Source organism: Kitasatospora sp. NPDC057936 (assembly GCF_042887525.1).
Lineage (GTDB): Bacteria > Actinomycetota > Actinomycetes > Streptomycetales > Streptomycetaceae > Kitasatospora.
This window is the reverse complement of the sequence record NZ_JBHVPD010000169.1, coordinates 1-12,060: the sequence shown is the minus strand read 5'-3', so window position 1 is coordinate 12,060 and position 12,060 is coordinate 1. Positions and strand designations below refer to the sequence as shown.

Here is a 12,060-nt window from a genome sequence, read left to right as displayed (position 1 = left end):
CCGCCCCCTCCGCCCCCCCCGGGGCCGGGGCCTCCCCCCCGGGTGGGTGGGTGGGGTACGCCGCCCCCCCCCACGCCCCACTCCCACGCGTCCCTCTACATCCGACCGCCCGCGGCCGCATCACCGGTCGGCATTCGCTGATGCCGGTGATGCGGCCGCGGGCGGGGAATTGGGTCAGCGGTCGAGGTCGATCATGAAGCGCCTCGTCCCCGGACCGACCGTGTCGGCGTGGATCGAGCCACGGGCGCGGTCGAAGTCCCCGGTGCCGCCGGTGATCGCGTTGTCGAACGAAGGCGGCGGGCCCGGGTTGAGGTTGCCGAAGACCATCCCCTGGGCGGTGATCTGGCCACCGGGGAGGGTGTAGGTCACGGTGCACTCCTCGGCGCCACCGTTGTCGGTGCGGGTGGTGGTGCAGGTGCCGCCGGTCTCGCCGACCTGGTTGCCGTCCAGATCGGAGAGCACCGAGCGGAAGACGGTCCGGTCGCCCTGGGCGGGGGCGCCGCCGGGGTTGACGGGGAAGAACGACTGCTGGGCGAGGCGGCCGATGAGGGTGATGACCCGGTCGCGGGCCTGGGGGACGGGCGATTCGGTGTTCGTCGCGGCCGTCGCGACGGGGGCGGAGGCGAGGAGGGTGACCAGCGCGGCGGCCGTGCCGAGGCAGGCCGTTCTCACAGGGCGCATTCGTGTGGCTCCTGAAGTCGGTGTTCATGAGGGGTCGGGCGGCTCATTCATAACCTCGGCCCTGCCGTCGCCCGGAACGTCCCGGCACGACCCACCGGCAGATTCGTCCGCGCGGACCACCCGGGGCGGGTCCCCGGCCGGCGTTCGCCGCTGCCGCGCGCACCGCGCCGTTCGACGCCTCCGCGGAGGTCATGGCCACGGTCGCCGCCTGAAGCGGGTGGGAGGTGAGGGCGTTTGTCGGTCGGGAGTGACAGGGTGGGGAGCATGTGCGGCCGTTTCGTCTCCACCACCACGCCCCAGGACCTCGTCGGCCTGCTCGGCGAGCTCCGCTGGGACCCCGCCGAGGCCCTCGCCCCGAGCTGGAACGTCGCCCCGACCGACCCCGTCCCGGCGGTGCTCGAACGGGTCGACCGCGAGACCGGCGAGTTGCTGCGGCAGTTCCGGCCGCTGCGGTGGGGCCTCGTCCCGTCCTGGTCCAAGGACGCCTCCGGCGGCGCCCGCATGATCAACGCGCGCTCGGAGACCGTCCACGAGAAGCCCGCCTTCCGCAAGGCCTTCACCGCCCGGCGGTGCGTGATCCCGGCGGACGGCTACTTCGAGTGGCGCGAGGTCCCGGCGGAGGCCGACCGCAAGAAGTTCAAGCAGCCGTACTTCCTCAGCACCGGCTCGGTGATGCTGATGGCCGGGCTGTACGAGTTCTGGCGCGACCGCACCCTCGCCGAGGACGACCCCGCCGCCTGGCTCGCCACCGCGACCATCATCACCACCGACGCGACGGACACCGCCGGCCGCGTCCACGACCGCATGCCGCTCACCATCGCCCCGGACGACGTGCCCACCTGGCTCGCCCCGGACGTCACCGACGCCACCGAGCTGCACCACCTGCTGCGCCGCCCCGCCGACGGCGCCCTGCGCGTGCGGGCCGTGTCGACGGCCGTCAACAGCGTGCGCTCCAACGGCCCGGAACTGCTCGACGGCGCCGAGGACCCACTGGGGCTCGCGGACTGACGGCGCGCGGTGGCAGCGCGGAGTGGCAGTGCGCGGTGGCAGCGCGGAGTGGCAGTGCGGCCTGACGGTGCGGCCTGACGGCGCATCACCCACCTGCCCAAATCCGCTGACAGCCCGCTGATCTCCCGTTACCGTTGGCGAGCAAGCGTCAACGGGGGGGGTGGGCAGCACGGTGATCACGTCGATGACGACGCACGCCCGGCCCGAGGGCGGCCTGCCCGACCACGACGCGTTCGAGCAGCGCCGCCGCCCGTCCGCGCCCTCCACCACCGCCGTCAACCCGCACACCGAGCAGCGCAGCGTCGTCCTGCCGCCCGCCGCCGCGCGGGCCGCGCTCAGCGTCGAGGCCACCCCGCCCTGGCACAACCTCCCGCCGCGCTCCGGCGGCGGCTTCGTCGGGCGGGACGCCGCGCTCCAGGCCATCGGCGAGGCGCTCGCGGACGGCGACGGCAGCGGGCTCGTCACCCAGGCCACCACGCTCCACGGCCTCGGCGGCGTCGGGAAGACCACGCTCGCCCTGCACTACGCCTACGCCCACGCCGACCACTACCGGCTGATCTGGTGGATCACCGCCGAGTCCGAGGAGCAGCTCGCCGAGGCCTTCGCGGACCTCGCCGTCCAGCTGTACCCGTCGTGGGCGCTCACCGCCACCCCGGGCCAGCAGGTCGAGTGGGCGCTGGCCTGGCTGCGCGCGCACGACCGCTGGCTGCTCGTGTTCGACAACGCCGAGGACCCGCTCCACCTCACCCCCTACCTCGGCCGCCTGCTCGGCTGCGGCCACCAGCTCGTCACCAGCCGGCGCGCGAGCGGCTGGCACCCGGGCATCCGGCGGGTGCGGATCGACGTGCTCGACGGGCCCGAGGCCGCCCGGCTGCTGTGCGACACCGCCTACCCGGGCAGCGCCGTGGACGCCGACGAGCAGGCCGAGGCCCGCTCGCTCGCCGACGAGCTCGGCCACCTGCCGCTCGCCCTCGCCCAGGCCGGGGCGTTCGTCCAGCAGACCCGCACCACGTTCGCGGCCTACCGCCGCCGCCTGCTGCGCTCCACCGGCCCCAGCACGGGCACCCGCCCGTCCACCGTCGAGACGGTCGCGCGGCTGTGGCAGACGACGCTGCACACCGTCCAGACCACCGCGCCGTTCGCCGTCGAGCTGCTGCGCACCCTCGCCTGGTACGCCCCCGAGGCGCTGCCGCGCGAGGCCCTGGTGCCGTTCGGTGCGCGCCGGCCGGACGAGGTCGCGGCCGGGCTCCGGCTGCTCGCCGACTACAACCTGATCACCCTCGGCACGTCCACGGTCGCCGTGCACCGGCTGCTGCAGAGCGTGCTGCGCACCGCGGACGGCGGGCGGCGGATGCGCGAGCGCGCCGAGCAGCAGCTCGCCGAGGCGGCGGCGCGGCTGTGGCCGGCGTCCGACCCGCGGATCCGCCGGGCGCTGCTGCCGCACATCCGCGAGCTGGCCGCCACCGGCCCGTCCGAGCGGCCGACGGCGCGGACGGTCGCGCTCTACCGCCTGGCGGCGGAGGAGTTCACCGACAAGGCGCAGCGGGTGTTCGCGCTCCCGCTGGTGACGGCACTGGCGGACGGCCAGGCCCGGCTGCTGGGCACCTACCACCCCGACACGGTCGCGACCCGAGGCCGGCTCGCCGAGCTGCACGCGCGCACCGGCGATCCGGCCCGGGCCATCGCGCTGACGCGGTCCGTCATCGCCGACCGCCTGCACCTGCTCGGCCCGGACGACCCGGCGGTGCTCGGCGACCGCAACACGCTCGGCCACGCGTACCGGCGGTCGGGCCAGCACGCGCTGGCCGTCGAGGAGTTCGGCTCGGTCGTGGCGGACCGGACCAGGGTGCTCGGCGCCGACCACCCGGACACCCTGTCCAGCCGGGCGGGCCTCGCGTACGCGCTACAGGTGGCCGGGCGGCACGCGGAGGCGGTGGCCGAGTTCGAGCGCGTGCTGGCCGACGCCGCCCGCGTCCTCGGCCCCGACCACCCGGACACGCTGACCCGCCGGATCGGCCTGGCCTTCGCCCAATTGACGGCGGGCGAGCACCGGTTGGCCGTCGCCCTGTACGAGGAGGCGGTGGCCGACCGCACCCGCGTGCTGGGCCCGGACCACCCCGACACGCTGACGAGCCGCGGCTGGCTGTCCGCCGCGCACGCCGTCGCCGGCGACCACCCGGCGGCGGTGGCCGGCTACGAGGCGGTCGTGCGCGACCGCACGCGCGTCCAGGGCCCGGACCACCCGCAGACGCTCGCCGCCCGCTGCCGCCTCGCCCTCGCGCGCAGCGACGCGGGCAGCCCGGCCGCGGCCCTCGCGGAGTACACGGAGGCCGTCGCCGACTACGGCCGCTCCCTCGGCCCCGACCACCCCGAGACGCTCGCCGCCCGCACCGGCCTCGCCCGCGCGCACCGCGAGGCGGGCCGCTACCGGCGGGCGGTCGAGCTCCACCGCGCGCTGGTGCAGGACCGCGAGCGTGTCCAGGGGCCGGACCACCCGGACGTCCTGGAGGAGCGCGGCGACCTCGCGTTCGCGCTGCGCCTCGCCGGGCCGGCCGCGCAGGAACTGCCGGAGCGGGAGCGGCTGGTGGCCGACCGCATCCGGCTCCACGGCCCGGACCACCCGCACACCCTCGCCGAACGCCACCGCCTCGCCTGGGCGTTGCAGGCCGCCGGTCGTCCGCGGGCGGCGCTCGCGGAGTGGGAGCGGCTGGTCGAGGAGCACGCCCGCGTCCACGGCCCGGACCACGGGGAGACGCTCAACGCCCGCCTGGGCCTCGCGCAGGCCTGCGGCGCCGCCGGCGACCACCGGCGCAGGGCCGAGCTGTGCGACGCGCTGGTCGAGGACCGCACCCGGGTCCAGGGGGCGGACCACCCCGACACCCTCGGTGCCCGCCGCTGGCAGGCGCTGGCCCACGGGGAGGCGGGGGACCACCGTCACGCGCTCGCGTTGCTCACGGCGCTCGCGGCCGACGCGGCCCGCATCCAGGGGCCGGACCACCCCGACACCCTCGACAGCCTCTACTGGCTGGCCACCGCACACCAGCGCGTGGGTGACCACCGCAGCGCTCTGGCGGTCTACACCGGGCTGGTGGCCGACCGCACCCGCGTGCTGGGCCCCGACCACCCCGACACCCTGGACGCCCGGCACTGGCTCGCCGCGACACACCGGGACACCGACGACCCCCGCACGGCCGTCAGGCTGTACGAGGAGCTGGCCGCCGACCGGGCGCGCGTCGAGGGCCCGCACCACCCCGCCACCCTGGGCGACCTCCTGGCCCTCGCCCGCTGCCTGACGGTCACGAGCGAGCACCACCGCGCGCTCGCCCTCTACCCGACGCTGGTCACCATCGGCACCCGCGTCCTCGGCGCCGACCACCCCACCACGCTCGGCATCCGCTGGTGGCAGGCCCACGCACACCAGGTGGCCGTCGACCACGCCCGCTCGCTCGAACTCTTCGAGGCCCTGGTCGCCGACAGCACCCGGATCCACGGCCCCGACCACCACGAAACGCTCACCAATCGCTGGTGGCAGGCCACGGCGCACCGCCTCGCCGACGACCACGCCCGCGCCCTCGAACTCTTCGACGTCCTCGTCACCGACAACGCCCGGATCCACGGCCCCGACCACCACGAAACGCTCCAGGCCCGCTCCGGCCTGGCCTGGGCCTGCTCCGCCGCACGGAGCCACCGCCGTGCCCGGGACATCGCGGAGGAGCTCGTCGCGGCCCGGACCCGGCTCGTGGGCCCGGACCACCCGGACACCTTCGGCGCCCGGTTCACCCTGGCCTGGTTCGTCCAGGAGGCCGGCGACCACCGGCGCGCGATCGCCCTCTTCGAGTCGCTGGCGTCCGACCGGGCCCGCGTCCTCGGTGCCGACCACCCGGGGGCGCTCGGCGACCGGTGGTGGCTCGCGGTCGAATACCGGGTGACGAACGACTTCGGGCGGGCGACGGAGCTGTGCGAGGCCCTGCTCGCCGACCGGCTGCGCCTCGACGGGCCGGACCACGCGAGCACGCTCGGCACCCGGTACCTGCTCGCCTCGACGCACCAGGCAGCGGGCGACCGGCACCTCGCCGCCAGGCTCATCGAGGAGCTGCTCCAGGACCGCATCCGCGTCCAAGGCCCGGACCACCCGGCCACGCTGACCGAGCGCGCCAACCTCGCCTTCGCCCGCCACGAGGCGGGGATGATCCGTCAGGCCCTGGACGACCGGGAAGCGCTGCTCGCCGATCGGCTGCGGATCCAGGGCCCCGAGCACCCCGCCACCCTCGACCTGCGCCGCGCGATCGCCCGGACCCGGCGCGAACTCGGCGAGGCCGACCGGGCCGTCGGGCTGTACGAGGCGCTGGTCGCCGACCGGACCCGGATCCAGGGACCCGACCACCCCGACACCCTCGACGAGCGCCGCGGCCTCGCCCAGGCCCTCAACCTGGCCGGCCGCAAGCGGGCGGCGATCGCCGAACGCGAGGCCGTCGTCGCCGCGCACGCCCGCGTCCTCGGCCCCGACCACCCGGACGCCCTCGCCGCCACCGAGTCGCTCGGCCACGGACTCCGCCGCGCCTGGCAGCACGACCGCGCCGCCGCCGTCTTCGAGCACGTCAGGTCCGGCCGCGTCCGCGCCCTCGGCGCCGGGCACCCCCTGACGCTCGACGCCTGGGACAGCATCGCGCTCAACCACTGCGACGCCGGGCGCTACGCCGAAGCCGTCGCCTGCTACGAGGACGTCCTCGACGCAGCGACCCTGGCCCTCGGCGAGGGCAGCCTCCAGGTGCTGATGACGCGCCGCGACCTCACCGACGCCCGGCTCCTGGCCGGTTACGCCGGTTACGCCGGTAGCGCCGGTAGCGCCGGTAGCGCTGAAGCCGCCGTGGCCGACTACACCGCCCTGGCCGCCGACGCGGCCCGGCACCTCGGCGCCGCCCATCCGATGGTCCTCGCGACGGAGGGCAACCTCGCGCTCGCGCACCGGGCGACCGGCGACCAGGAGGCCGCCACGCTCCTGGCGGCGGAGCTCGTCGCCTGCACCCGCGAGACCCTGGACCCGACCGACCCCCGCGCCCTCCTGGCCCGCGAGATCCAGGGCCTCGTCCTCGCCGACGGCCCCCGCCCGCTGCGCGCCGTCGTCCTCCTGGAGGAACTCGCCGAGGAAGCCACCGAGGCGCACGGCCCCCGCCACCCGGGCACCCTGAGCATCCGCCAGAGCCTCGCGTACGCCCGTCTCCGCGCCGGGGACCACGCCGGGGCCGTCCGCGTCTACGCGGGCGTCGTCGCGGACCTCCTGCCGCCCAACAGCCGGAGCGCCGTCACCCTGCTGGCCGACGGGCACCGGCGGCGCGACGAGCGGGCCCTGTCCGTCGGGGCCGAGCGGCCCCGCGTGGTCGGCCACTACCCCACCCTCGCCGTCGGCCTCGCCCGAGCCCTCGCCGGGGCGGGCCGGCCGGAGGCCGCGCAGGAGCTGCTCGACGCCGTCCGGGCCGGGCGGGAGGCCGTCATGGGCCCCGAACACCCGCTGGCCGTCGAGACCCGGGCGAGGCTGCACGGTTCGGCGGAGCCTCCCGCCCTCACCGCCGTGCCCGACCTGCCGCTCCCCGCACGACGGGCCCGGCGGACGGCCGTGACGGTATCCCGCAGCGCCTGGCGCCCCCGGCTCACGCTGCTCGACGAGCCCGCGCCCGGCAGCACCGTGCGGCTCGAACTGCGGCTGGAGCCCGACGCGCCCGGCGCCGACCCCCGCGAGCTGCCGGACCTGCGGCTCGTCGCCGCCGTCGCCTCGGACGCCGCGCTCGAACCGCCGGTCGCCGCCTACGCGCCCGGCCGCGAACCGGCCGTGCTGGCGCTGACGCCCGCCGTGCCGGGGCGGCACCGGGTGCGGATCACCGTGTACGACGCGGGCCACGGCGCCGCCCTCCAGGACCTCACCGCCGTCGTGGACGTGCCGCTGCCAGGTCCCGTCCACGGCCTCCCCGATCCCCAGTCCACGCAGGAGTGACGCACGTGCCCCAGGAGCTCCTCGTCGAGATCCGGCAGAACCCCTCCGCGAACTTCACCCGGCTCCCCCGCCAGCGCAGTCCGCGAGAAGCCGAGGACGCCAGGGACGCCAGGAACCCCGAGGACGCCGAGGACCCGCTCCCGCTCGACCTCATCGTCTCGCTGCGCCGCCGGCGCGACGACACCCTGGACATCCACGCGTTCCGGCCCGGCGAGCGCACCCCGCGCACCCGCCCGCACCGCGCGGAGCTCGCCGTCACGGGCACGAAGCTCCTCGCCAGGGCGGCCCGGCTGCGCACGACCTGGCGCGACCAGCTGGTCCGCTACGCGACGGTCGACGACTTCGGGATGCCCGACGACTACCCGTTCGCCTCCGCCGTCGACGTGTCCCACCTGCGCCCCGTCGCCGAAGGCCGGGCGGCCGAACTCGCCGAGGAGGGACGGTACTTCCTGGAGACGATGCTCGACGGGCCCGGCCGGGAGCTGACCGTCTTCCGGGAGTACCTCAACCGGACGCTCACCGAGCACGGCCCGCTCCGGATCAGCTTCGACTCCGACCTGCACCTGCCGTGGCCGATGCTCGCCGTCGACGGCGGACCGGGCCCCGACGGCCGCCCGGACCCGTGGGCGGACTTCCTCGGCCACCGGCACCAGATCGAGCAGACCGGCGCCGCCTACCCGCCGATCCAGCCGCCCCACCCGGCCCGGCCCCGGCCGGTCACCAGCCTCAACACCGACGACACCCTGGAATCCATCGGCCGCGCCCCCGAGGTCCGCAAGCTGCTGGAGGACCGCTCGCACCTCACCGTCCGCACCGAGTCGCGCGGCCTGCTCGACGCCCTGTCGCGCGCGGTGCTGGACGAGGACGTCATGTACTTCTGGTGCCACGGCCAGTTCGTCGCCGACGGCTCCGCCTTCAAGCAGCTCGCCGTCCGCCTCTCCGACGACCGGCACATCGACGCCGACCTCGTGCGCCGCCACCGGCGCCGGCACCTGGACGCACCGGAGGCGATGTTCCGTCCCTTCGTCCTCCTGAACGCCTGCCACACCGGGCAGTCCGCGGAAGGCGAACTCGAACACCTGGGGCGGGCGTTGGTCGACCTCGGGGCGGAGGGCGTGCTCGGGCCGCAGATCGAGATCCCGCAGGTGTTCGCCGCCGAGTACGCGTTCGCCTTCCTCGACCTCTACCTGACCGGCGGGCTGACGGCGGGCGAGATCACCCAGACCCTCGTCAGGCGCTTCGCCCGCGAGCACGGCAACCCGCTCGCGCTCACCTACTCCCTGCACTGCGGCATCGACAGCATCCTGGAGCTCACGCCGTGACCCGCCGCCCGACCCCGCCGTCCGTCCGGCCCGTCACCGTGGACCTCGACGAGAACGGTCGGCTGCTCGTCCCCGGCACCCGGACCCCGGTGCCCGAGGCGCGCGTCGCCGAGCACCTCGCCCGGCACGTGCGCGTGCCGGAGCGGGCCACCGACATCTACGTGTACGTCCACGGCTGGCAGACCAGTCCCGCCGCGGCGGACCGCGCGGCCACGGCGCTGCTCTCGCGCGCCGCCGACCTGCACCGGGCCCGCCCGGGCGCGTACCCGGGCCTGGAGCGCGGGTACCGGCCGTGGTGCGTCGTGGTGCGCTGGCCGTCGTCGAGCCTGCCCTCGCTCGGCGGGTACCGCCGCGTCCGTGAACGGGCGCACGCGATGAGCGCGCCCGGCCGCGGCCAGGCCGGGTACGTGCTCGGCCACCTGCTCGGCTACCTCGACGCCGACCGCGGCCACCCGGCCGACCCCGCCGTGCTGGCCAACCGCAACGGCCAGTACCTGCACCTGGTCGGGCACTCCTTCGGCGGGCGGTTCCTGTGCGAGGCCGTCCAGCACGCGGCCGAGCGGCCCGCCGGGCCCCGGGTCCTGAGCTGGAGCCGGCCGGGCGATCCGGCGCGGCCGTTCACCGTGGACAGCGCGCTGGTCTTCCAGATGGCCGCGCCCCGCGACGCCTTCTCCCGGCTGTTCCCGCGGCTGTTCCCCGAGTCCGACCGCAGGCCGGCCCACGCCGCGCCGCTGCGTGGGCCGCTCGTGCTCACCCACTCCCGCTGGGACCGCGCCACCGGCTTCTGGCACCTGCGGGCCGAAGGGCGGCCGGGCATCGGCCACTCCGGCACGGGCGTGGCGCCGGTGCACCAGTTCTCCACGCTGCTGCGCCCGGCCGGTTCGCCGTACCCGCACGACGTGCTGGACCACCCGATCGTGAACGTCGACGCCAGCGCGGTGTACCGGGGCGGCCCGGCCACCCGGCTGGCACCGGCGGGCGCCCACTCGGACTTCCAGCACCCGGAGTCGGCGCACCTGATGCTGAGCCTGGCGTCGCACTCGCGCTGAAAACCCGTACGGGGGCGGCCCGGGCGTCTGGCAGGATGCCGCGCGTGGACCTGGAAGCGATCTTCGAAGCGATCGACGCCGTCGACTGGGAGGCGCACCCGCACCGCCGGGACCCCTACACCGCCGACACGGCGGTGAACCTGCGGGCCCTGGCCGCCGCGACCACGCTCAACCAGGCCTCGCGCGGGATGACCAGGCTGCTGGACAGCGCCATCACCGACGACTTCGAGGGCACGGTGTACCCGGCCGCCGAGCTCGCGGTACCGATCCTGCTGGACGTCGTCGAACACGGCCACCGGCGGGCCGCCTCAGCCGCGCTGGACCTGCTCCAGACGCTGCTGAATCGTTTCCCCGACCCCGACTTCGGCCGGGTCGGCGCCCCGGGCCTGCCCGGCCTCCAGGCGTGCTGCGTCATCGCCGACCTGGTCCGGGCCCGGCGGGACGTCCTGGTGCTCCACCGCGACGACGGCCGTCGGCTCCTGGCGCTGGCCGCCGACCACTGGCGGTTCGAGGTCCGCGAGGTGGTGGACGCGGACGCGGACGGCGTGGGCGTGTTCGGCGTCCTGACCGGACGGCCTCCGGCCCGGCCGGTGCGCGCGGAGCTGCACTTCGAGCGCGGGTTCCTCGGCGTCCCTGCCGTCGAGGTGGAGCACGGGCCGGAGGACGACAGCGGAGAATCGTTTCTCCGGCTGGTCGGGATCCCCGAGGCCTTCGTGGCACCGGGCACGTTCGTCGTGCCTTGGGAGTGCTACGACTTCGAGGGCTGACGACGCCTTCGGGGGCCCGGTCCCTCGGCCGGTCCTTCGCCCACCGAGGATCTCGGGTGAGCGGCAGTCTGATCATCGGCTATATTCGCCGGGCGGCCCGCCGGGAGCGGGCCCTTCGCCCACCGAACCGCCCCGGGGAAAGCAGCCACCGTGTCACGGCCCATTGACGACCCGTCCGCCGAACCCGCCACCGGACCGTCGGCCGCCCAGCCGGCCCCCGACGTCGAACCGAAGCCGAGCGCCGAGCCGGAGCCTGCGGACGCCCGGCCCGCCGCCGCAGTGCCCGCGCAGCCCGCCGCTCCGGACGTCAACGCCAACCCCTACGCGACCGGCGAGGCCGGCGCCGGCCTCGCCGCCGGGCGGCAGTTCGGACCGGTCCCCGGGCAGCAGGCCTGGCCGCCGTACGTGCCCGGCGGGCCCGGTGCCCCCGTACCGCCGCCCTTCGTCCCGCAGCCGAAGGCCAAGGTCAGCGGGATGGCCGTCGCCTCCTTCGTGCTCGGGCTCATCGGGTTCCTCCCGCCGCTGTCGCTGGTGTCGATGGGCCTCGCCCTCGGCTCGTTCGGCCGGATCTTCCGCCGCCGGCAGGGCGGCTTCGGCTTCGCCGCCGTCGGCCTGATGTTCTCCGTCACCTGGACCCTCTTCGTCGCCATGCTCGGCGGCATCATGGCCTTCGCGTACCACGACCTGACGTCGGGCCCGACGCGCGGCGCCGACGGCCACCCGGTCGTCGCTGGGCGGGCCGGCTCCTGGTACCTGCAGGCCGGCGACTGCGCCGTCGGCGACATCCACACGTACCGGAGCGGGTCGGACCACTACCAGGTCGTCCCGTGCGCCCAGCCGCACCGGCTGGAGGTCTTCGCCTCGGTGACGCTCCCCGGCAACGGCTCCTACCCCGGCGTCGCGAGCGTCGAGGCGAGCGCGCGCCGGATGTGCCAGGACCAGGCGAGCTCCGCCGACCTCCCCGAGGACGGAATGATCGGGTACTTCTACCCGAGCCAGGGCCGCTGGTGGCTGTTCGACGACCGCGAGGCGCTGTGCGTCTACTCCTCCCTCACCCCGTGGTCGGGCCAGGTGAAGTCCAAGGACTCCGGCAAGCCCGGCAGCCCGGTCTAGTACCACCCTCCGCCGCTCCGATGGCCCCTGCCCGCACGGCGGGCTCTAGCGATCCCCGCAACACCCTGAGTTCAGGGAGTTGCGGGGATCGTGGATTTTGAGGGCTTGAAGGCGAGGTTCTTCGAGGCGTT

The 12,060-nt window shown here is 75.9% G+C and carries 7 protein-coding genes; 6 read left to right on the top strand and 1 reads right to left on the bottom strand.

What is annotated here, in order from left to right:
• Nucleotides 1-174: 174 nt before the first annotated feature.
• Nucleotides 175-681 (bottom strand): hypothetical protein, encoded by a 507-nt coding sequence (locus tag ACFVU9_RS44540; protein ID WP_387603653.1) that lies wholly within the window; start codon nt 679-681, stop codon nt 175-177.
• Between the two features lie 264 nt (nt 682-945).
• Between ACFVU9_RS44540 and ACFVU9_RS44535 the strand changes: the two genes are divergently transcribed.
• The 6 genes from ACFVU9_RS44535 to ACFVU9_RS44510 all read left to right on the top strand — a co-directional run bounded on the left by ACFVU9_RS44535 (nt 946) and on the right by ACFVU9_RS44510 (nt 11,929).
• Nucleotides 946-1,689 carry an SOS response-associated peptidase gene (locus ACFVU9_RS44535; RefSeq protein ID WP_387603650.1) on the top strand — a complete coding sequence of 248 codons (744 nt, stop codon included), beginning with the start codon at nt 946-948 and terminating at the stop codon, nt 1,687-1,689.
• Nucleotides 1,690-1,873: 184 nt separating this feature from the next.
• Nucleotides 1,874-7,678, top strand: coding sequence for an FxSxx-COOH system tetratricopeptide repeat protein (gene fxsT, locus ACFVU9_RS44530; RefSeq protein WP_387603647.1), 5,805 nt, complete (start codon nt 1,874-1,876; stop codon nt 7,676-7,678).
• A gap of 5 nt (nt 7,679-7,683) precedes the next feature.
• The gene (locus tag ACFVU9_RS44525) at nt 7,684-9,000 is read left to right on the top strand and encodes a CHAT domain-containing protein (RefSeq protein ID WP_380493118.1); all 1,317 of its coding nucleotides are present in this window, start codon (nt 7,684-7,686) and stop codon (nt 8,998-9,000) included.
• Nucleotides 8,997-10,049: a hypothetical protein gene (locus ACFVU9_RS44520; RefSeq protein WP_387603644.1), complete on the top strand. Its 1,053-nt coding sequence runs from the start codon at nt 8,997-8,999 to the stop codon at nt 10,047-10,049. The genes ACFVU9_RS44525 and ACFVU9_RS44520 overlap by 4 nt, the downstream gene beginning before the upstream one ends.
• Before the next feature lie 44 nt (nt 10,050-10,093).
• Complete coding sequence (locus ACFVU9_RS44515) at nt 10,094-10,816, top strand: hypothetical protein (protein ID WP_380437599.1); 723 nt, start codon at nt 10,094-10,096, stop codon at nt 10,814-10,816.
• Between the two features lie 150 nt (nt 10,817-10,966).
• Nucleotides 10,967-11,929 (top strand): hypothetical protein, encoded by a 963-nt coding sequence (locus ACFVU9_RS44510; RefSeq protein ID WP_387603641.1) that lies wholly within the window; start codon nt 10,967-10,969, stop codon nt 11,927-11,929.
• The last annotated feature ends 131 nt before the right edge of the window (nt 11,930-12,060 follow it).